Source organism: Streptomyces diacarni (genome assembly GCF_003323715.1).
GTDB classification, from domain to species: Bacteria; Actinomycetota; Actinomycetes; order Streptomycetales; family Streptomycetaceae; genus Streptomyces; species Streptomyces diacarni.
In genome coordinates, this window is the sequence record NZ_QOIN01000025.1 from 109393 (window position 1) to 130332 (window position 20940).

At 73.3% G+C, this 20940-nt stretch carries 20 protein-coding genes and 1 riboswitch; of the genes, 7 read left to right on the top strand and 13 right to left on the bottom strand.

The genetic code is table 11. From position 1 onward, the window contains the following. Positions 1–53 precede the first annotated feature (53 nt). The 5 genes from DTL70_RS02325 to DTL70_RS02345 form a co-directional block, all read right to left on the bottom strand. Complete coding sequence (locus DTL70_RS02325; RefSeq protein ID WP_114020125.1) at positions 54–668, bottom strand: TetR/AcrR family transcriptional regulator; 615 nt, start codon at positions 666–668, stop codon at positions 54–56. A gap of 216 nt (positions 669–884) precedes the next feature. After that, on the bottom strand, positions 885–1220 hold the full coding sequence (locus DTL70_RS02330; RefSeq protein ID WP_114020126.1) for a YnfA family protein: 336 nt from the start codon (positions 1218–1220) through the stop codon (positions 885–887). A 319-nt stretch (positions 1221–1539) separates the two neighbouring features. Then, positions 1540–1914, bottom strand: coding sequence for a fluoride efflux transporter CrcB (crcB, locus tag DTL70_RS02335; RefSeq protein WP_114020127.1), 375 nt, complete (start codon positions 1912–1914; stop codon positions 1540–1542). Positions 1915–1981: 67 nt separating this feature from the next. Next, positions 1982–2476: a fluoride efflux transporter CrcB gene (crcB, locus tag DTL70_RS02340; RefSeq protein WP_114020128.1), complete on the bottom strand. Its 495-nt coding sequence runs from the start codon at positions 2474–2476 to the stop codon at positions 1982–1984. A 195-nt stretch (positions 2477–2671) separates the two neighbouring features. Next, on the bottom strand, positions 2672–3331 hold the full coding sequence (locus tag DTL70_RS02345; protein WP_114020129.1) for a cysteine hydrolase family protein: 660 nt from the start codon (positions 3329–3331) through the stop codon (positions 2672–2674). Positions 3332–3468: 137 nt separating this feature from the next. On the opposite strand from DTL70_RS02345, the gene DTL70_RS02350 reads away from it, so the two are divergent. After that, entirely contained in the window at positions 3469–3945 is a 477-nt protein-coding gene (locus DTL70_RS02350; RefSeq protein ID WP_114020130.1) for a pyridoxamine 5'-phosphate oxidase family protein, read from the top strand. Between the two features lie 33 nt (positions 3946–3978). Here DTL70_RS02350 and DTL70_RS02355 read toward each other — a convergent pair whose 3' ends face one another. Beyond that, positions 3979–5310 carry an aminotransferase class I/II-fold pyridoxal phosphate-dependent enzyme gene (locus DTL70_RS02355; protein ID WP_181860742.1) on the bottom strand — a complete coding sequence of 444 codons (1332 nt, stop codon included), beginning with the start codon at positions 5308–5310 and terminating at the stop codon, positions 3979–3981. A gap of 35 nt (positions 5311–5345) precedes the next feature. Between DTL70_RS02355 and DTL70_RS02360 the strand changes: the two genes are divergently transcribed. Then, on the top strand, positions 5346–6032 hold the full coding sequence (locus tag DTL70_RS02360; RefSeq protein ID WP_114020132.1) for a pyridoxamine 5'-phosphate oxidase family protein: 687 nt from the start codon (positions 5346–5348) through the stop codon (positions 6030–6032). Here DTL70_RS02360 and DTL70_RS02365 read toward each other — a convergent pair. From DTL70_RS02365 to DTL70_RS02375, 3 genes are all read right to left on the bottom strand, one after another. Further along, the gene (locus DTL70_RS02365; protein WP_114020158.1) at positions 6019–7050 is read right to left on the bottom strand and encodes an EamA family transporter; all 1032 of its coding nucleotides are present in this window, start codon (positions 7048–7050) and stop codon (positions 6019–6021) included. The two genes, DTL70_RS02360 and DTL70_RS02365, sit on opposite strands and share 14 nt — an antisense overlap. Before the next feature lie 40 nt (positions 7051–7090). Continuing rightward, the gene (locus tag DTL70_RS02370; RefSeq protein WP_114020133.1) at positions 7091–7630 is read right to left on the bottom strand and encodes a Clp protease N-terminal domain-containing protein; all 540 of its coding nucleotides are present in this window, start codon (positions 7628–7630) and stop codon (positions 7091–7093) included. Between the two features lie 122 nt (positions 7631–7752). After that, positions 7753–8445 carry a PadR family transcriptional regulator gene (locus DTL70_RS02375; RefSeq protein WP_181860743.1) on the bottom strand — a complete coding sequence of 231 codons (693 nt, stop codon included), beginning with the start codon at positions 8443–8445 and terminating at the stop codon, positions 7753–7755. A 143-nt stretch (positions 8446–8588) separates the two neighbouring features. Between DTL70_RS02375 and DTL70_RS02380 the strand changes: the two genes are divergently transcribed. After that, the gene (locus DTL70_RS02380; RefSeq protein ID WP_114020160.1) at positions 8589–9440 is read left to right on the top strand and encodes a PhzF family phenazine biosynthesis protein; all 852 of its coding nucleotides are present in this window, start codon (positions 8589–8591) and stop codon (positions 9438–9440) included. Positions 9441–9462: 22 nt separating this feature from the next. Here DTL70_RS02380 and DTL70_RS02385 read toward each other — a convergent pair whose 3' ends face one another. Beyond that, positions 9463–10278 (bottom strand): CPBP family intramembrane glutamic endopeptidase, encoded by an 816-nt coding sequence (locus tag DTL70_RS02385; protein WP_425470301.1) that lies wholly within the window; start codon positions 10276–10278, stop codon positions 9463–9465. 187 nt (positions 10279–10465) lie between these two features. On the opposite strand from DTL70_RS02385, the gene DTL70_RS02390 reads away from it, so the two are divergent. Then, positions 10466–12331 (top strand): substrate-binding domain-containing protein, encoded by a 1866-nt coding sequence (locus DTL70_RS02390; protein ID WP_114020135.1) that lies wholly within the window; start codon positions 10466–10468, stop codon positions 12329–12331. Positions 12332–12352: 21 nt separating this feature from the next. Here DTL70_RS02390 and DTL70_RS02395 read toward each other — a convergent pair whose 3' ends face one another. Then, complete coding sequence (locus tag DTL70_RS02395) at positions 12353–13849, bottom strand: glutamate-cysteine ligase family protein (protein WP_114020136.1); 1497 nt, start codon at positions 13847–13849, stop codon at positions 12353–12355. Between the two features lie 506 nt (positions 13850–14355). On the opposite strand from DTL70_RS02395, the gene DTL70_RS02400 reads away from it, so the two are divergent. After that, a complete protein-coding gene (locus DTL70_RS02400; protein ID WP_114020137.1) occupies positions 14356–15060 on the top strand; it encodes a hypothetical protein in 705 nt (234 codons plus the stop codon). A 361-nt stretch (positions 15061–15421) separates the two neighbouring features. Beyond that, on the top strand, positions 15422–15625 hold the full coding sequence (locus DTL70_RS02405; protein WP_114017361.1) for a DUF5999 family protein: 204 nt from the start codon (positions 15422–15424) through the stop codon (positions 15623–15625). A gap of 106 nt (positions 15626–15731) precedes the next feature. On the opposite strand, the gene gcvP is transcribed toward DTL70_RS02405, so the two are convergent. Then, the gene (gene gcvP, locus DTL70_RS02410) at positions 15732–18644 is read right to left on the bottom strand and encodes an aminomethyl-transferring glycine dehydrogenase (RefSeq protein WP_114020138.1); all 2913 of its coding nucleotides are present in this window, start codon (positions 18642–18644) and stop codon (positions 15732–15734) included. 188 nt (positions 18645–18832) lie between these two features. Then, positions 18833–18929: riboswitch (glycine riboswitch) on the bottom strand. Positions 18930–19065: 136 nt separating this feature from the next. On the opposite strand from gcvP, the gene DTL70_RS02415 reads away from it, so the two are divergent. Further along, complete coding sequence (locus DTL70_RS02415; protein ID WP_245978927.1) at positions 19066–19443, top strand: PRC-barrel domain-containing protein; 378 nt, start codon at positions 19066–19068, stop codon at positions 19441–19443. Here the strand turns inward: DTL70_RS02415 and DTL70_RS02420 are convergent. Next, positions 19359–20885: a DNA polymerase IV gene (locus tag DTL70_RS02420; protein ID WP_114020139.1), complete on the bottom strand. Its 1527-nt coding sequence runs from the start codon at positions 20883–20885 to the stop codon at positions 19359–19361. The two genes, DTL70_RS02415 and DTL70_RS02420, sit on opposite strands and share 85 nt — an antisense overlap. Between the last annotated feature and the right edge of the window lie 55 nt (positions 20886–20940).

The window sequence follows — 20940 nt, forward strand, 5'->3', positions numbered from 1 at the left end:
TGATGCGTCGGTCAGCCGGCGCGCTGCCCGCCCCGTGGGGCGGCCGCTGCCGGTCACCGCTCGGGCGGCGGCAGCCCTTCCGAGATGTGGGTGAGCACCTCGCGGAGCAGGTCGGGGACGTTCACCGGCTCGTCCGTGTGCACATAGCGGTCCGTCACGGCGTTCACCGCGGTGACGGTCACGCGCGCGACGAGTCGCGGATACAGGTCGTTGCGCGCGTCGGTGCCCGTGCGCGCGGCGATCGCGTCGACGAGATCGTCGATCGACGCCCGCGCCATGGCCTCCTGCATCTGAGGCGTCAGGTTCAACTCGCGCAACTCGACGAGTTGCTCACGTGTCGGCCGCCCGAACGGCGCTCCGTCCGCCCGCAGCGGCTCGACCACGGCCTCGGCGATCGCCGTCCACAGCGGCTCGTCCGCGGGGCGGGCCCGCAGCAGCTCGGCGCTGCGGCGCATGCGGTCACCCAGCCGGTAGGCCAAGGCCTCGTACTTGCTGGCGAAGTAGTTGCCGAACGTGCGCGGTGACACGCCGACCCGGGCCGCGATCTCCTCCCGCACGAGGTTCTTCAGGCCGCGTTCGTACATCAACTCCACGGCGGCGTCGCTCAGCGCCTTCCGAGTGTCGATCTTCTTGCGCTCACGCAGGCCCAGCACCGGCTCATCGGACATGACGCCACGATAGAGCCGAAGGTGCCCACTCGGCAACTTTGCCGCCCCAGCATTTTTGCTCGACAGGCACCCCGTCTTCCGCCGCCCGCACACCGGGATCTCGCCACAGGACACGTCTGAACCGTGCGCCGCGCGCGGGCTGTCGGCGCACACACAAGCGACTGGGACATGTCGACCGTTCCACGACAGCAGCGGCGGCAGGGCGCCCGCACACCGTCAACGGCCGCGCGGCGCGTACATGATGAGAGCCATGCCCACGAGGCAGACAAGAGCGCCGATGACGTCGAAGCGGTCGGGCCGGTATCCGTCGGCGACCATGCCCCAGGCGAGCGATCCGGCTACGAAGATCCCGCCGTAGGCGGCGAGGATGCGCCCGAAGTGGGCGTCGGGCTGGAGGGTCGCCACGAAGCCGTAGAGGCCGAGCGCGACGACGCCGGCGCCGATCCACACCCAGCCCTTGTGCTCGCGGACGCCCTGCCACACCAGCCAGGCACCCCCGATCTCGAACAGGGCGGCCACGACGAACAGGGCGACTGAGCGAGCGACGAGCACGGCGAGGGGGTTCCTTCCGGGGAGACGCGGTGGGAGGCGGTGTCCGCCAGGCGGTGGACGGTCGAGAGCACGTGGAAGATCCGACCCCGGCGCCTTGGACCCGCACCCGACAAGAGGACGACGACCTGCGCTCTCGCGGGGCAGCGCGCGGTATCCACGTACGCCGGGTAGCGCACGGTGATCACTGCGGCGGCGGCCTGGGCCGACGTGGGGCGGCGGCCCATACGCGAGCGCGAAGCGGAAAACGACTCTACCGATACGTAGGAGTGCGCTGTACGGCTGCACGCCGGGGCCGGCCACACGCCCCGGCTCCGCAGCCTCACGCCCAGATGGCGTGGGCGAGCGCGGCTCCGGTGAAGGCCGCTCCGAGACCGGCCGCGACGCCGGCCGCGACGTTGGCGGCGGCGAAGAACCGGTCGCCGTTCTCCGCGAGGCGCAGCGTCTCGTAGGAGAAGGTGGAGTAGGTGGTGAGGGCTCCGCACAGGCCGGTGCCCAGGAGCAGTTGGGTGTGCGTGGAGGCCGCCCCGGCGGTGGCGGCGCCGGTGATCAGGCCCAGGAGCAGGCTTCCCGCGACGTTGACGGTGAAGGTGCCCCAGGGGAAGACGGTGTCGTGCCGGGACTGCACCGCGCGGTCCGTCAGATAGCGCAGAGGTGCGCCGACCATCGCCCCGGCGATCACGAGCAGCCAGTTCATCGCGGACCTCCCGGTCGTGGCGGACCTCCCGGTCGTGGTCGGGCGACCGGCCCGCGGGTGGCGCGCCTCACCGCTGCCTCCAGGCGAGGGCCCGTCGCGTCAGCGACGCCGCCGTCCACACGGCCGCCACGGCGCCGGCCACCGTGAGGCCGAGGTAGACCAGGGCCGTGCGGGGGCTGCCTTCCTCGATGAGGCGCTGGATGTCGGTGGCGTAGGTGGAGAACGTCGTGAAGCCGCCGAGAACGCCGGTGCCGAAGAAGGGCCGCAGGAGCCGGTGGGCCGAATCGAGCTCCGTGAGGACGACCATGAACAGGCCGATGAGCGCGCAGCCGGTGACGTTGACCAGCAGTGTGGTCCACGGGAAGGTCCCGGCCTGTGTCGGCCACAGCAGGGAGGCTCCGTAGCGGGCGGCGGCCCCGATGCCGCCGCCGAGGGAGACGGCGGCCACGACGGGAGCGTGTCGCCTGCGCAGTTCGTCGCGCTGGGCGGGGATGTGCAGGTCGACGTCGGGGTCGACGGGTTCGTTCGGCACGGGGTCCGGGCCTCGGCCGTGTCCGGCCATGTGTCGTCTCCTACTCGTCGGGCACGCCCGGGCGGGCAGGCGTGCGCGTGCACAAGTAGGGACCGTTGGCGGCGCCCTCGCCGCGGTTCGGTTACGGCGGGCCCCACCGCCGTCGCGGCGGTCGGGGACCACCGCTGGGGCCAGGATACCGTCCCGGCCCGGCGCTCTCTCCTCCGGCCGGGGGCACCGGGGTGATCACAGCGGCGGGGCGGTGACGCGGGTGGACGCGGGGTCCCAGCAGGCGCGGACCGCGTCCGCCGTGGTGACCGTCGCGACGAGGGCGAGGGTGTGCCGGACCATGGCGGGCGTGTAGTCGGCGGGTACGCCCGCGATGGCGTCGGCGGGGACCACGGCGGTGTAGCCGAGGTTGACGGCGTCGAAGACCGCGTTGGGCACGGCCACGTTCGCCGAGACGCCGGTGACGACGAGTGTGCGGATCCCCAGGTTCCGCAGCAGTGCGTCGACGTCCGTGCCCGCGAGGGGCGAGAGGCCGTGCAGCCGCCGTACCACCAGGTCACGCTCGGTGACGGGTATGGGTTCTGCGACCTGGACGGCGGGCGAACCGGGCTCCTGCCGTACGGGGAGCCGCTCGGCGGCGCGGAACAGCCGTGCGTTGCGGCCGGAGCCCCGCCCGTCCGGGCGCCGCTCGGCGATCGCGTGCAGCACCTGCACGCCGGCGCCGTGCGCGGCGCCGGCGAGCTGTGCGACGCGCAGCAGCGCCCCTGATTCCCGTGCGGCCTGGGCGAGTTCGGGTAGTGCGCTGTCCTCGCCGACGACGCCGCGCTGGCATTCGACGGTCAGCAGGGCGGTGGTGGCGGGGGCGAGTTGGGCGGCGAGCCGTGCGTGCGGGGGCATGCGGGAGCTCCCCTCTCCGGGTGGAAGTGGAGGCAGGGTAGGAAGCATTGCGCCGGACGGGAAGAGCCCGCATGCTTTTCCTGACAGGTTGTCAGTTCTCTCGGGCCACGAGCCGGGCGTACGGAAGGCGGAACCGCATGGCCGTCACCAAGCAGCGGCGGGGGCGCCGGATCATGATGACGCCCGGTGAACTCGACGCCTTCCTGAGGGACCGGCGCACCTGCCGGGCGGCGACGGTGGGTACGGACGGCGCCCCGCATGTGAGCGCACTGTGGTTCGTGTGGGACGGCACCTCGCTGTGGCTCTATTCGCTCACCCGCAGCCGCCGCTGGGCGCAGTTGCTGCGGGACCCGCGGATCGCGGTGGTGGTGGACGACGGTGAGGAGTACGGCGAGCTGCGCGGAGCCGAGCTGACGGGGCGGGTGGAGTGCGTCGGAGAGGCGCCCCGCACCGGCGAGCACTGTCCGCAACTGGCCGAGGTGGAGCTCCTGTTCCCCGCCAAGTACTTCGGTCTGGCCGAGATGCCGCACGACGGACGGCACGCCTGGCTGAGGCTCACCCCCGAGAAGGTCGCCTCCTGGGACTTCCGCAAGCTCGCGCCCGCTCAGCCGTAGCGCCCCGCCCGCTCAGCGTGGTGTCCCGCCCGGTCAGTCGTAGCGCCCCGCCCGGTCGGTGCGCAGGGCGGCGGCCATGTCGTCGGCGAGGCGGTCGATGGCGGGCAGGGTCAGCGGCGAGACGGTCAGCCGCACGCCCGGCGGGGACGCCAGCCGGAAGCGTGCGCCGGGCGCTGCCGCCCAGCCCGCCTGGAGCAGCCGCGCCACGGTGCCCGTCTCGTCCCGCACGGGCACCCAGACGTTCATGCCGCTGCGCCCCCGTGCCGCCACGCCCCGCGCCGCGAGCGCGTCGAGCAGGGCCGTACGCCGCGCGCCGTACGAGCCGGCCACCCGGGACGCGTCGACGGCCCCGGACTGCCACAGGTGAGCGACGGCGCGCTGGAGGAGGTGACTGACCCAGCCGGGGCCGAGCCGCTGCCTGCCGCGCACCCGGTCGACGGTGAGCCGGTCTCCGGTCAGGACGGCCAGCCGCAGGTCGGGGCCGTAGGCCTTGGCGACGGAGCGGACCAGGGCCCAGTGCCGGGTGGCGCAGGACAGCGGATGCAGCGGCAGGTCGACGATGCCGTGCCCGTGGTCGTCCTCGATCAGCAGCGTGCTCTCCCGTGCCGCCAGTACGGCGCGCAGTTCGCGGGCGCGGGCGGCGGTCACGGCGGCGCCCGTCGGATTCTGCGCGCGGGAGGTGACGACGACCGCGCGCGCCCCCTGTTCCAGGGCTCGTTCCAGCTCGTCGGGGAGCGGTCCCTCGTCGTCCAGCGCGACGGCCAGCGGGCGCAGCCCGAGGGCGGGGATGAGGTCGAGGAGGCTGCCCCAGCCGGGGTCCTCCACGGCGACGGGGTCGCCGGGGCGCAGGTGCGCTCCGAGTACCCGCTCGATGGCGTCGAGGGAGCCCGAGGTCACCGCGAGCGGCCCGGCCGGGACGCCGTCGGCGTCGAGTGCGGCGCGGGCGAGTGCGGCGAGAGCGGGATCGGTGTCGGGGGCGCCGTAGAGGACGGGAGCGCGGGCGGCGGCGTCGGTGGAGGCCGCCGACGCGGGGCCCAGCGGGGGCAGGAGCGCCGGGTCGGGGTTGCCGGTGGAGATGTCGAGGCCGCCTTCGGGGGGTGCGACCCGGACGGATTCGCGGGGCGCGGTGGCGGGCCGTTCCCGCACGCGGCTCCCCCGCCGTCCCGCCGTCTCGATGACGCCGCGCTCGCGCAGCGTGCGGTACGCGGCGGCCACCGTGTTGGGGTTGACGCCCAGTTCGGCCGCCAGCTCGCGCATCGGCGGCAGCGGGTCACCGGGGGCGAGGGCTCCGCTGCCGACGCCGCTCTCGACGCTGGCCGCGATCTCCGCTGCGCCGCGACCTTCGATCCTGTAATCTCCTAGCACAAAAAACATTATGCACTAGTACAAAAGGAGATGCCATGGAGAGCCCGCAGCCCGACGAGACGACCACCCGCACGCCCTACGCGCGCACGTCCCGCACCACCGGCACCAGGGCGCGGGAGCGGATGTCCTACGACCGGGAGTCGGTGCACGGCATCCTCGACGCCGGCTACCTGTGCCACCTCGCCTTCGTCCGCGAGGGCCGGCCCGTCGTCCTGCCGACGCTGTACGCACGCCTGGGCGAGCACCTCTATGTCCACGGCTCCACCGGATCCCGGCCGCTGCGTGAGGCGGGGCGCTCCGCGTCGGGGATGCCGGTGTGCGTGACGGTCACCCACGTGGACGGGCTGGTGCTGGCCAAGTCGGCGTTCCACCACTCGCTCAACTACCGCTCGGTGGTGGCACACGGAGACGCCTACGAGGTCACCGACCACGAGGAGCGGCTGGCCGCGCTGGACGCGGTCGTGAACAACGTCGTGCACGGGCGCGCGGACGACTCCCGCAGGGCCGATGCCAAGGAGTTGGCGGCGACCGCCGTGATCCGGCTGGCTCTCGACGAGGTCTCGGCCAAGGTGCGCACGGGCGGCCCCAATGACGACCCGGAGGACCTGGACCTGCCGTACTGGACCGGCGTGGTGCCCGTCTCCCCCGCCTACGGCACCCCCATACCGGCGGACCACCTCAATCCGGGGACCCCCGTGCCCGGCTACCTCACCGCGCGCTGACGTCCCGGTCCGCCTCGGGGGTCCCGGTGGATGCCGCGACCGGAGCCTCCGCGACGGGAGCGCCCGGCTGCGGCCCAGGGGTGGAGCGCTGCGCGATGAACGCGCCCGCCAGCACCAGGGCACCGCCCGCGAGCTGGACGGCGCTCAGGTGTTCGCCCAGCAGCACCCAGGCCAGCACCGTCGCGATGACCGCCTCGAGACAGGCCACCACGCCCGCGACCGGCGGCGAGAGCAGCCGCACCGAGACCACCCCGGTGACGTAGGCGGTCGCGGTGGCCACCAGCACGATCCAGGCCAGCAGCACCAGCGCGTTCACGTCGGTGCCGTCCATCGCGGCGCTGCGGCCCAGGACCGCCCAGTCCGTGTTCCACGGCCGGGCGATCACCGTCAGCGCGAGCGCCCCGATGAGCAGGCCGTAGGCGATGACCCCCAGCGGGTCGGCGGGCCGCCGGGCGGCTTCCCCCTCCTCGGCGGTACTGCCGTGGTCGGAGAGGACGAAGTACCCGACCTGGCAGCACGCCGCCCCCAGCGCGAGCAGCAGCCCGAGCCCGTCGAGCCGCAGCCCCGCCCACACCTCGACGACGCAGCTGAGTCCGCCGACGGCCAGCACCATGCCCACGGCGGCGGCCCGCGTCACCCGGCGGCGCTGCACGAACCTGACCCACAGCAGCACGAGCGCGGGCGCCAGGTACTCGATCAGCAGCGCGACACCGACGGGGATGCGGGAGAGCGCCGTGAAGTAGAAGGCCTGCACCCCGGCGACGGCGAGCAGCCCGAAGCCCAGCAGCAGCCAGGGGCGCTCACGCACCAGCGACCTGTGCCGCCAGGCGAGCGGCAGCAGCACCACGGCCGCGCCCGCGGCCCGCAGCCAGGTGACTTGGAGCGGCTCGAGACCGGCCTCGATCAGCGGCTTGGCCGCGACGCCGGAGCTGCCGAAGGAGCAGGCGGAGACGAGCGCGAGAAGCAGTCCCGTGGTGCGGGCCCGCGAGGCGTCCAGGGACGCGGAGGTGGCGTGCATGAACACATCATGTCAACGCCCGTCAGGAGTGTCACCCCTGTCACTCCTGACGAGAGGCGACCCCCAGTCGCCTCGCCAGTCGCGGCACATCCACCCCGGCGCGGCGCAGCACCTCCACCCCGCGGCACTCCCGGTCGGCCACCACGCCGGCGAACAGGTCGATGCCCTCGGCCTCCTCCCGCCCCCGGCGCCGGGCACGCTCACCGGCGAGTTCCAGGGCCGCCCGCGCGCTGGGAGACCACCCCGGGACACCGCCGGGCTGCTCGGAGACGGCGGGAACGGCGCCCGAGTCCTCCAGGGCGCTCTGCCAGCGCAGTCCGTAGCCGATGCTGCGCTGGACGAGGTAGCCGAGGAGCTTGCCGACCTGGGGGCTACCGCCGTCCAGCAGATCCCAGGTGGAGCTGTCCGACTCCAGCAGGCTGTGCAGCAGGTGCGCCGTGTCGATCTGCCGGTCGCCGTCCCGCGCGGCCCGGCGGCGCGCGGTCGCCATCATGGCCGCCAACGCGTCGCTGACCTGCGGGTCGACGGCGTCGTCGGCCTCCGCTGCGGTCTGACGGCTGAACGGTGTAGGGCTGTGCACACGACCACCACATCACACACACCTGTGCCGTTTCATCGGCGCCCCGTGGCATATGCCCCTCCCCCGGTGGGTGGGCAGGACGTCGGACGCCTCCTCCTCGGGGAGGAGACGTCCGACGTTGCTCAGTCCTCTTCCGCCAGGATCAGGTAGAGGCTCTTCCTGGCGTCGTTGACGACGCGCAGCGCCTTCTCCCGCTGCTCGGGTGTGCCGGTCGCCCACACCTGCTGGAAGGCGGCCGTCAGTCCGCCCGCCGCCGTGCGGACCTCGTGCAGCGCCTCCCAGTCGGCCCCGCGGCCCGCGTCCTCCCAGGGCGCCTCCGCGCCGGCCTCGGCCTCGGAGGTGCCCGCCTCGGTGAGCGAGAAGTGCTTCTTGCCCCCCTCGCTCTCGCTGCTGATCAGACCCTCGTCCTCCAGCAGCTGGAGAGTCGGGTAGACGGAGCCCGGGCTGGGCTTCCAGGCGCCGCCGCTGCGCTCGGCGATCTCCTGGATCATCTCGTACCCGTGCATGGGGCGCTCCTTGAGCAGCGCGAGGATCGAGGCGCGCACGTCGCCGCGCCGGGCGCGGCCGCGGGGACCACCGCGGCCGCGCGGACCGCGCCCGCCGAAGGGGCCGCCCCCGCCGAACGGCGGGCCGAAGGGGCCGAAGGCCGCGCGCCCCTGGCCTCGCCGGTCCCCGCCGCCGTGCGGGCCGCAGGGGCGCCCCGCCTCGGGGCCCTCGACGCCGTACCCCGGCCCAGGGCCGTACCTCCTGGGGCCGTGCTCCATGCCGTGACGCTTGCCGCGCTCCTTGCCGTGTTCCATTCCGAAGGGATACATCGCTGACTCCTCTCAGATACGTCTCGAACTAGTTGCGATGCCTCAACGATATATCGGAAACCATCGGGCGACAAGTCTCACCGAACCACCTGCCGCCTATGGGCCGTGTGCCGGGCCCACGCGGTCCCCGTACCGTCGCGGCCATGAGAATCCGCACCGTCGACGCCTTCACCGCACGCGCCTACGCGGGCAACCCCGCCGCGGTCGTCCTGCTGGACGGCGAAGCACCCCACGCCTTCCCGGCCGACGCGAGCCTCCAGGCGCTCGCCGCCGAGATGAACCTGGCCGAGACCGCCTTCGCCCACCCGCTGGCCGACGACCCGGAAGCCGACTGGGCGCTGCGCTGGTTCACGCCGACGACGGAGGTGGACCTGTGCGGGCACGCCACGCTGGCGACCGCGCACCTGCTCGCGGAGGACGGCGCGCTGCCCGAGGGCGGGCGCGTCCGGTTCCGCACGCGCAGCGGGGTACTCAGCGCCTCCCTGGAACCGGACTCCACCCTCACCCTGGACTTCCCCACCGCCACGCTGACGGAGGTTTCGGTACCGGACGGTGCCGTGGAGGCTCTCGGCGCGCCCGTGCCGGCCGCGTGGGACACCGGCGGCCTGGGGATGCTCGTCCTGGAGATCGCCGACGAGGCGACGCTGCGCGGGCTGGCGCCCGACCTCGCGGCCGTGTCCGCGCTGCCCAGCCCCGCGGTGCTCCTGACGGCCGCCGCGGCGCCGCCCGCGCGCGAGGACGCACCCGAGCCCCCGTACGACTTCGTCTCGCGGTTGTTCGCCCCCGCGCAGGGCATCCCCGAGGACCCCGTCACCGGCAGCGCCCACACCGCGCTCGCGCCGCTGTGGTCACGGCGCCTCGGACGCGCGGAACTGACCGGCCTCCAAGTCTCCCGGCGTACCGGCTACGTGCGCACCACGCTGCGGGGCGCGCGCACACTGCTCGGCGGCAGCGCCGTCACCGTGCTGGACGCCACCCTGCACGCCCCGCTGTGACCCGGCGCGCCCACCGGGCCGCTCACGGGGTCGGCAGCCAGTCGACCCTCCCCGCCAGGAGCGCGTAGCCGATGAAGGCGACGATGTCGATCAGGGCGTGGGCGGCGACGAGCGGCCCCACCCGCCGCCACCTGAGGTAGAGAAGGCCGAAGACCACGCCCATCGCCAGGTTTCCGAGGAACCCTCCGATGCCCTGGTAGAGGTGGTACGAGCCGCGCAGCACCGCGCCGGCCGCGAGCGCTGCCACGGGCGACCAGCCCAACTGGCCCAGCCTGCGCAGCAGATAGCCGACGACGATGACCTCCTCCAGCACCGAGTTCTGCACGGCCGAGGCGATCAGCACCGGATACTTCCACCACACGTCGGGCAGCGACTCGGGCTCCACGGTGAGGTTGAAGCCGTTCGCCTGCGCCAGCAGGTAGAAGCCGATGCCGCAGCCGCCGATGCCGGCGGCCACCGCTGCGCCCCAGCCCAGATCGAACCCCGGCCTGCGCCGGTCGAGACCCAGCGCCCGCAGCCCGCCCGCCCCCTCCCGGGTGAGCAGGTGCGCCACCAGCGCCACCGGCACCAGCGCGGTGGCGATGCCGAACAGCTGCCACGCCAGGTCGAGCCAGGGCCGTCCGGGCGCCTGCGAGGAGTTGAGCCGCGCCGCCTGGTCGCCCAGCCCGCCCGGCTGCGTCAGCGCACCGACGAAGCTGATCAGCGAGGAGATGCCGCTGGCCCCCAGCGAGAGCGCCAGAACGAGCAGCACCTCCGTACGGAGTGTGCGCCGCCTGGCTCCCTCTTCGGGGAAGGCCGCCGCGGTGGGCGGCGGGTTGTCGGGCGCCTGTCCGCGCACACGAACCTCCTGTTGCATATGCCGTCTTGGCCTCGCTCGGGCGATCACGCCTCACCCGCCCCGTCACCACGCTAGGGTCACGGCAGCAGGTACAGGATCGTGCGCGGCAACCGGGGGGACGAGCGCCGACGGGGTGTGCCGCGCTCCCCCACCGGCGCCGGATGGCTTCCGGGAGGGCGATCACGCCATGCCACGACACAGCTTGCCCGACGACTCCGGTGCGCCCGGGTCGCGGGGGCCCCACGCCGGGCAGCGGTCCGGGCGCGGGGGCACCCGTACGCGGCACGGCACGCGCGGGCGCGCACGCCGGCGCACCGTGTCCCTCGCCGTGGGTCTGGTTATCGCGCTGGGGGCGGGAACCGTCGTCGCCACGCGCACCGGAGTGCTCCCCTTCGGCGGTGCGTGCGACGGGTCGACGGTCGAGCTGCGCGTGGCCGCCGCGCCCGCGATCGCCCCCGCCCTCCGGGCCGTCGCCGACCGGGCGCGCGAGGAGAACGCCAGATCGGACGGGCAGTGCCTGGACGTTCACGTCGGCGAGCGTACCGGCGCCGAGATGGCGGCCGCGCTCAGAAGAGGCGGCGGGAAAGCGACGGAGGACGTCGACGTCTGGCTGCCGGACTCGCGGATATGGACGGACCGCGCGTCCTCCTCCTCGGGCAGGGACACCGGTCTGCGCCCGCTGGGAAGCGTCGCCAGCTCACCGCTGACCCTGGCAGCCGTCCCCGCGGCGGCCGAGGAGCTGGGCTGGCCCGGAAAGACCTACTCGTGGGCGCAGCTCGCCGCCGCCGCGAACGGCGAGGGCGACCTGCGCGTCGGCACCGCCGACCCGGTCCGCAGCGCGACGGGCCTGCTGGCCCTCACCCGGATCCAGAGCGCGACGGCAGGAAAGGACGCGGACGTCTCCCGGACGGCGGCCGCCGCGGCCGCCAGACAGCTCGCCGAGCGCACCGCGCCCGGCGACTCTCAGGTCCTGGCGACCCTGCCGCACGACACTTCCCGCGCCGAGTTGGGCAATCCGCGGCGCAACCAGGCCCTTCTCCTGTCCGAGCAGGCCGCCTACGCGCACAACAGGAAGCGGGGCGGCGCGCCGGAGCTGCGGCTGTTCTACCCCGGCTCCACGAAGGACGGCTCCACGAACGACGGCTCCACCGTCCTGGACTATCCGTACACGCTGCTGGAGACCGGCGAGCGCGACACCGCGACCAGTCGGGCCGCCACCCGTTTCCAGACTCTCCTGGGCGGCGCCGCGGGCCGCCGGGAGCTGCGGCGGCACGGCTTCAGGACACCGGACGGCGAGGCCGCCGGGGGCGTGGCGCGCATCGCCGGGGCCCGCGCCCCCCAGCCCTACACGGCCACGCCGGGCGAGCCGCCCGCCACCGAGGACGTCCGCACGGCGCTGGGCATGTGGGCGATCACCGTGCAGAGCGCCCGCTTCACCCTGGTGGTCGACGCCTCGGCCTCGATGGCCGCGCCCGTGCCCGGCCGCCCCGGACAGTCCCGGATGGATGTCACCAAGGCCTCGTTGCTGCAGGGGCTGACCCAGTTCACGCCGCAGGACGAGGTGGGGCTGTGGGAGTTCTCCACCCGGCTGGCCCAGGGCAGGGACTACCGCGAGCTGGTGCCGCCGCGCCGGCTCGGCCACGAGGACGGCGACGGAGTGACCCAGCGGTCCCGGCTGACCAAGGCGTTCGCGGGCATGAAGCCCATCCCCGGCGGCGCGACGGGGCTCTACGACACGACCCTGGCCGCCTACGAGCAGGCACGGAAGCAGTACGCGAAGGGCAGGTTCAACGCACTCGTCGTCCTGACCGACGGCGCCAACGAGGACCCCGGCAGCATCTCGCGCGCCGAACTGGTGGCCGAGCTGGAACAGTTGAGCGAGCACAAGGCGCCGTTACCGCTCATCGCGATCGCCGTGGGACCCGACGCCGACGAGAAGGCCGCCGAAGAGCTCGCGAAGGCGACCGGCGGCTCCGCCCACCAGGTCAGCGACCCGGCCCAGATCCACCAGGTGATCCTCAAGGCGATCGTGGAGGCGGGCAGCCGCGGCTGACCCGCCCTGGCAGACCCCGCGTCAGAGTCCGTCGTCCCACGTGTGGACGGCCGCACCGTCGGCGGCCCGGTCGCAGTAGGCGCGGGTGACCGCGGCCAGCGCCTTGTCGCGGTCGAGCCCCGACTCCAGCGCGCCGCGGTAGGCGGACGCCTGCCAGGAGGCGCCGTTGACCCCGCGCCTGCACCGCTCCTCGATCACCGTCAGGCAGCGGTCGCGGTCCGCGGGCTCCACGCCCCATGCGTCGAGCCCGGCGGCGGCGAGCGGCAGCAGCTCCTCGCGCACCAACCGGGTGGCGGGCCGCCGCACGAGTCCCGAGCCCCGCCCCGAGCGCGGCCACCACAGCTCCGCTTCGATGCCGTGGCGGCAGGCGGCGTCGAAGTTGCGCTCCGCGTACGCGAACGGCATGCGGTTCCACACCGGCCGCGGGTCGTCGGCCAGCGCCCGCACCAGCCCGTAGTAGAACGCGGTGTTGGCCAGCACGTCTGTCACCGTCGGGCCCGCGGGCAGCACCCGGTTCTCCACCCGCAGGTGCGGCGCCCCGTCCATGACGCCGTAGACCGGGCGGTTCCAGCGGTAGACGGTGCCGTTGTGCAAGGTCAGCTCCGGCAGCGAGGGCACCCCGCCGGCGGCGAGCACCCGCTGCGGGTCCTCCTCGTCGCGCAGGGGCAGCAGGGCGGGGAAGTAGCGGGCGTTCTCGTCGAACAGGTCGTACGCCGAGGAGATCCAGCGCTCGCCGAACCAGGTGCGAGGGCGCACGCCCTGTGCCCGCAGCTCCGGCGACCGGGTGTCGGTCGCCTGGAGGAAGAGGGGGATCCGCGACTCGCGCCACAACTCGTGGCCGAACAGGAAGGGCGAGTTGGCCCCCATGGCGATCTGCGCCCCGGCGATGGCCTGGGCCGCGTTCCACACGTCGGCGAACCGTCCTGGCGTCACCTGCAGATGCAACTGCACCGAGGTGCAGGCGGACTCGGGCGCTATCGACTCGGACGTGGTCGTCAGGTGTTCGACCCCGTCGATGTCGAGAGTGATCTCCTCGCCTCTGGCCGCCATGATCTGGTCGTTGAGCAGCCGGTAGCGGTCCATGTCGGTGAGGTTGGCCACCGTCAGGTCCCGGGGCGTCAGCGTCGGCAGGGTTCCGATCATCACGATGCGCGCCTCGGCCTGGCGGGCCTGGCGATCCGCGTAGGCGAGGCCCGTCCGCAGTTCCTCGGCGAGCTGGTCGAGAACGCGGCCCGAGAGCGCGTGCGGCACGATATTCACTTCGAGGTTGAACTGTCCCAGTTCGGTCTGGAAATCGGAGCTCGCGATCCGCTGGAGAACCTCGGCATTCACCATGAGCGGCTGGCCCTGGGCGTCCGCGAGATTCAGCTCGATCTCCAATCCCATCAGGTTCCTGGGACGGTCGAACCTCTTCTCTTCCAGAAGCTGCCACAGCCCCTCCAGGCACTTGTGCAGCTTCTGCCGGTACCGCCGCCGGTCGGACAGGTCGAACCTGTCGGCGACGACCTTCTCTCCCATCGGGGGCTTCCTCCCTGCTCGTGGCTGGCGCCGGGATATCTTTGGGGCCTACGTGGCCGAGCGTGCACCGATAATGCCCTGCCTGGCCGTGGATAACGCCTGCCGGGGCTGACCGGGCGGGTAACTGCCGCTAGGCTGGCGCATGTCGGACGGCACATTCCTTCGGCATACGGCAGCGTCCCAGCCCAGCGGCATCTCCTTGTGAGAAACACCGACCACAACAGGCCGACCGCGTTTCCTCCCGCGCCCGAGGTCAAACCCGTTCACCCGTCGTCAGCGCAGGTGAAAGGCGCGGCGATTCGGCCGGTTATCCCCTTTCGGTAAACACCGGCGCACGTTAGCGGAAACCTCTCTCGAACACATCTCGTATAAACTGCACGAACGAGGCAGAGACTTGGCGACCCCACCCGCCGTCGACCCCTCCCGCCGCGCTCGCGGCCCTTCGCGCCGACACCGCAGTCGCGCCCCCGCCAGCACCGTGTGTCTCCCGAGAGAGGCGACCCGCCATGCCGCTGCACGTATCCGAGGCCCCCGCCCCAGCCCTGCGCAGTGTCCTGACCGCCCTCGGCTCGCCGACGGCCGTCAGAGGTACCCGCGCCCCCGCGACCCTGCGCGCGGCCCAGGGCCAGCTGCGTCCCGAACTCCCGCTGCCCGCCTACGAGATGGCCCGCGTGGCGCCGCGCACACAGGAGCGGGCGCACGCGCGCGACCACGCCGGTCAGGCGGCACCCGGCCCCCTCACCCGCCTGACCGGCTGGCGTTTCCTGCTGCGCGACGAGACGAGCGAGGCCGCAGGGCCGCACGGCGCGGCCCACGCCGGCACCGCCGAAGCCGTCCTGACCGCGGACGGCTGGGCCTTCGGCCAGTTCCGGCAGGGCCCCTACGTGCTGTCCACAGTGCGGGCGATGCACCAGGCCGAGGCGCTGCCGACGCCCTACCAGCCGCGGCTGCTGTCCGTCCCGGAGCTGTACATGCTCACCCTGTGGCTCCACCGGGACACCTCCGCCGACCCGGCCGAGGGCGAGCCCGAACCGGCCGACCTGCTGATCCCACTGGCCCCCGCGCCGCCCGGTATCGCCGCCCACACGGCGCACCGCGTCGACGCGCTGCTGCCCGTGCTGACCCGCCGGCTGGTCACGGCCACTGGCACGAGCACCCCTTCGGCTGCTTCCGGCACCCAGACGGCCCCGCTGCTGCGCACCTCCGCCTGACAGCCGTCCCCACCGGCGTGCCGCGGCACGCGCCGTGTACGCCGGTCTGCTCGTCGTAGACGGATCAACTGCCCACCGGCGCGCACGTCGTGACCACACGGCCCGCCGCTCCTGCCCCGGACGTACGGGTTCCTTTCGGCGGTCTCAACCCGCCGCGGACACCGAACCGTTGGACGCAACCGCCCGCACGGGTGACGCGTCTGAGCGGTTGGGTACATGCTGACGCGAAATCCCTGCGGATTCGGGCCGGCGGCGGAACACTGTGAGAGGGACCGAACGGACCACGGTTTACGGGGGAACGGCCATGCAGAGCAAGCGCCGCAGGACAGACGCCATCACACGACGGAAGACGACAGCGACAATGTGCCAGCACCAGCCACTGTGCCCGACAGCCGACTCCGCCGACAGGGAGGCCGCGCACCCCGTGGCCTACCACCCCGAGCAGGGCTGGAGCCTGCTCTGCAACGGGGTCCTCCTCTTCGAGGACACCGGCGAGTTGCTGCCGGACGGCCAGATCATCGCACCGCACCGGCCGCTCCGCACCCGGCATGTGACGGCCGCCTGAGGGCCGCGCCCGGCACCGGGCACGTGTCGGGCCCTGTGCGGCGCGCCCCGCACAGGGCCCGACACGTGAGCCCGCTCGCCGCCTCGTGGGCGGCGGCGGTGCCTGCTTACCCGGCCTCGTACTCCGCGACCGGCGGGCAGGAGCACACCAGGTTGCGGTCACCGAAGGCGCCGTCGATCCGGCGCACCGGCGGCCAGTACTTGTCGGAAGCCTTCACGCCCGCGGGGAAGACGGCTTCCTCGCGCCCGTACGCCTGCTGCCACTCGCCCGCGAGCATCGCGGCGGTGTGCGGGGCGTTGCGCAGCGGGTTGTCCTGCGCGTCCCACTCCCCCGTGCCGACCTTGTCGATCTCGGCACGGATGGCGATCATCGCCTCGCAGAAGCGGTCCAGCTCCGCCAGGTCCTCGCTCTCGGTGGGCTCGATCATCAGCGTGCCCGCGACGGGGAACGACATCGTCGGCGCGTGGAAGCCGTAGTCGATCAGCCGCTTGGCGACGTCGTCGATGCTCACACCGGTCTGCTTGGTCAGCGGCCGCACGTCGATGATGCACTCGTGCGCCACCAGCCCGTTCGGCCCCGTGTAGAGCACCGGGTAGTGCGGCTCCAGGCGCTTGGCGACGTAGTTGGCGCTGAGCACCGCCACCTGCGTCGCCCTGCGCAGTCCCTCGGCGCCCATCAGACGTACGTACGCCCACGAGATGGGCAGGATTCCGGCCGAGCCCCACGGGGCGCCGGAGACCGGTCCGATGCCCGTCTCGGGGCCCGCGGCGGGCTGCAGCGGGTGGTTGGGCAGGTAGGGCGCCAGGTGCTCCCGCACGCCGATCGGGCCGACGCCGGGACCGCCGCCGCCGTGCGGGATGCAGAAGGTCTTGTGCAGGTTCAGGTGCGAGACGTCGGCGCCGAAGCGGCCCGGCTTCGCCACGCCGAGCAGCGCGTTGAGGTTGGCGCCGTCCACGTACACCTGGCCGCCCGCCTCGTGCACGGCCGCGCACACGTCGCTGATGTGCTCCTCGAACACGCCGTGCGTCGAGGGGTAGGTGACCATCAGGACGGCCAGTTCGTCGCCGTGCTGCTCGATCTTCGCGTGCAGGTCGGCCACGTCCACGTCGCCGTTGTCGCTGGTCTTGACTACGACGACCTTCATGCCCGCCATCACCGCGCTGGCCGCGTTGGTGCCGTGGGCCGAGGAGGGGATGAGGCAGACGGTGCGCTGCTCATGGCCGTTCGCCCGGTGGTAGGCGCGGACGGCCAGCAGCCCGGCCAGCTCGCCCTGGGAGCCCGCGTTGGGCTGGAGGGAGACCCTGTCGTAGCCGGTGACCTCGGCGAGCCGCTCCTCCAGTTCGCGGATCAGCGTCAGGTAGCCCTCGGCCTGCTCGGCGGGGGCGAAGGGGTGCAGCGCGCCGAACTCGGGCCAGGTGACCGGCTCCATCTCGGTCGTGGCGTTCAGCTTCATCGTGCACGAGCCGAGCGGGATCATGCCGCGGTCGAGCGCGTAGTCGCGGTCGGCCAGCCGGCGCAGGTAGCGCAGCATGCCCGTCTCGGAGCGGTGCTCGTGGAAGACCGGGTGGGTCAGGTACTCGTCGGTGCGCAGCAGGGCCTCGGGCAGCGCGTCCCCGGTCGCGGCGTCCAGCGCCGCGAAGTCGCTCGTGGCGTCGTCACCGAGGACCCCGAACGCCCGCCACACGGCGCTCAGGTGGGCGCGCCCGGTGAGCTCGTCGCAGGCGATGCCGACGTGGTCGGCGTCGGTCAGGCGCAGGTCGACCCCGGCCAGGCTCGCCCGTTCGACGACCTCGGCCGCCCGTCCCGGCACCCGCGCGGTGACCGTGTCGAAGAAGGCGCCGTGGACGACCTGGACGCCGCCGTCCCGCAGTCCGGCCGCGAGCAGCGCGGCGTAGCGGTGCGTACGGCGCGCGATCGCGGCGAGCCCTTCGGGCCCGTGGTAGGTCGCGTACATCCCGGCCATCACGGCCAGCAGCACCTGCGCGGTGCAGATGTTGCTGGTGGCCTTCTCGCGGCGGATGTGCTGCTCGCGGGTCTGCAGGGCGAGACGGTAGGCCTGCTCGCCGTCGGCGTCCCTCGACACACCGACGAGGCGCCCCGGCAGGCTGCGGGCGAACGCGTCGCGCACCGCCATGTAGCCCGCGTGCGGGCCGCCGAAGCCCATCGGCACCCCGAAGCGCTGGCTGGAGCCGACGGCGATGTCGGCGCCCAAGTCGCCGGGCGACGCCAGCAGGGTGAGCGCGAGCAGATCGGCGGCGACGGTGACGACGGCGTCCAGCTCGTGGGCCCGCTCGATGACGGCCCGCTGGTCGCGTACGGCGCCGGAGACACCCGGGTACTGGAGCAGGACGCCGAACACGCCGCGGTCGGCGACCTCGTCGGGGATGCCCTCGCCCAGGTCGGCGACGACGACCTCGACCCCGGTGGGCTCCGCGCGGGTACGCAGCACGGCGACGGTCTGCGGCAGGCACTCGGCGTCGACCAGGAAGACGGTGGAACCGCGCTTGCCCGCCTTGCCGACGCGGCGGGAGAGCGCCATCGCCTCGGCGGCGGCCGTCGGCTCGTCCAGCAGCGAAGCGCCGGAGGTGGGCAGTCCGGTCAGGTCGGCCACGACGGTCTGGAAGTTGAGCAGCGCCTCGAGCCGCCCCTGGGAGATCTCCGGCTGGTACGGCGTGTAGGCGGTGTACCAGGCCGGGTTCTCCATCACGTTGCGCAGGATCACCGGCGGCGTGAAGGTGCCGTGGTACCCCAGGCCGATCATGGAGTGCTGTACCTGGTTGCGCTCCGCGAGCGAGCGCAGTTCGGCCAGCACCTCGGCCTCGCTGCGGGCCTCGGGGAGCGCCAGCCGCTCGGTGCTCTTGATCACGTCGGGCACCGCCGCCGCGGTGAGCTCGTCGAGCGATCCGTACCCGACCTGGGCGAGCATCTTCGCCTGCGCGGCCGCGTCGGGCCCGATGTGTCGGCTCTCGAACGGTGTGCCGCTCTCCAACTCGGTCAGCGGGATGCGGTGGGAAGTCATCTGCGGGGGCCTCCTGGTCTGTGCGACCTCGGGGGGCACCTTCCACGGGTGCCCGTTCGGCCTCCCCCTCTGTCATCCGGACCTGAGAGTTTCACCGATCCGCCCCACTGACCGGACGCTCGGCTTACACCGTCGGTGAGGAGGGGCATCGGCGCTGGTCCGGGGCCCGCCCTGCTTTCCAGAGTGACCTCGTCCGTGCGGTACGTGAGCCTGAGAGATTCCGGGGAGGAGTTGCTCCTTCGGCGCCTCCGGAAACTTCCCGGAGGACTCTCCCGCACGGGGTCGACAGCCGTTTACGAGCGTATCAGCGAGCCCCTCGGTGGTAACCCGGTGTGTGCTCAAGTGGCCAGTGGCCGAAAAGTACCGTTTCGTAGTGAGTACGAGCAGGAACAGCATGTCGCAACCCGTGGGAGGGAGATCCGTGCAGACCGACATAGACCCGCGGAGCCTGATCGGCCGCAAGGCGTTCGACAGCCGGGGAGACAAGATCGGCACCGTCGACGAGGTGTACCTGGACGACGCCACCGGCGAACCGGAGTGGGCGGCCCTGCGCACCGGGATCTTCAGCCGTGACGCCTTCGTACCGCTGGAACCCTCCCGGCTGGACGAGACGGGCCTGCGCGTGCCCTTCGCCCGCGATCTGATCAAGGGCGCACCCGACTTCGGCGTGGGCCGCCACCTCTCACCGCAACAGGAGCTCCAGCTCTACCGCCACTACGGTCTCGACACCCCACTGCCCCACGAGGCGCCCGCACCGCCTGACCGCGACTTCGGACGGATCGCCGGCGCCGGCGACTGACCGGCCCCGGCCCCCGGACCGCCCTCGGGAGCCGGCGCGGCCCGCCGCGCCAGCGCCTCGGCCACGCGCGCGTCCAGCATGACCGGCTCGGCGGGCTCCAGCTCCGGGTCGTCCACGGCGAAGGTGCGTACCCGGCCTGGCGGCGTGTCGGGCTCCTCGAAGCGGACGGTCACCTTCCCAACGCCGCTGCCCTGCACCCAGCCCCTGCCGTGCGCCGCGTGCCGCACGTCCCGGCCCGGAATCCACTGCCGGTCGGCGGGCACCGCGGCGTCCGGCTCCTCCACGACCGCGCTGTCCCGCTCGGCGTCCGCCTCCGCGGCCTGCCGCGCCGCCTCGGCCTCGGCCTCGCTCCGCGCGGCCTGGGCCTGCGCGAACAGGTCCTCCTGCGTGAAGTCCGCCAGGCCGCTGACGCCCACACCCAGCAGGCGCACCCCTGCCGTGGTGTCCACGCCGTCCAGCAGCCGCAGCGCCGCCTCCCTGACGACACCGGGGTCGTCCGTGGGCCCCCGCAGGGTCTCCGACCTGGTCAGAGTCGAGAAGTCGTAGCTGCGCACCTTGATGACCACCGTCCGCCCCGAACGGCCGGCGGCGCGCAGCCGCGTCACACAGCGCCGGGCGAGCCGCTCCACCTCCAGTCGCACCCGCGTGCGGTCGGTCAGATCGACGTCGTAGGTGTCCTCGACGGAGACCGACTTCGCGTCCCGCTCCGCCACCACCGGCCTCTCGTCGACGCCGTGGGCCATGGCGTGGACAGCCGTGCCGTGGGCCTTGCCCAGCAGCCGCAGCAACTCGTCAGCGCCCGCCTCCGCCACCTCGCCGATCGTGGTGATGCCCGCACGGCGCAGCACCTCACCCGTCGCGGGCCCCACCCCGGGCAGCGTCCGCACCGACATGGGCGCCAAGCGGTCCCGCTCGGTGCCCGGTTCTATCAGCACCAGGCCGTCCGGCTTCGCCTCCTCCGATGCGATCTTCGCGAGCATCTTGGAGCCGGCCAGCCCCACGGAGCCGCTGAGCCCCGTCGCCGCCCGGATGTCCCGCCGCAGCCGCTCACCGACCTGACGCGCCCCCTCGGCGCCGCCCTGCGTGCCCGCAGGCGCCTCGTGGGCCTCCAGGTCCACGAACGCCTCATCGAGGCTCAGGGGCTCCACCAGCGGCGAGAGCGCGTGCAGCAGCTCCATCACCACCTCGCTCACCGCCCGGTAGAGCCCGAAGCGGGTACCCAGGTAGGCCGCGTTCGGCGCCAGGCGCCTGGCCTGCGCGGTGGGCATCGCCGAGTGCACTCCGAAGCGCCTGGCCTCGTACGAGGCGGTGGAGACGACCCCGCGCGGGCCGAGCCCGCCGACCACCACGGGCTTCCCGCGCAGGCTCGGCTTGGACGCCTGCTCCACCGCGGCGAAGAAGGCATCCATGTCCAGATGCAGGATGGTCGGCTCGGTCCTCACACGTCCGATGCTGCCGCATGGCACCGACAACCGGCCCGGTCACCCCGCGCGCGGC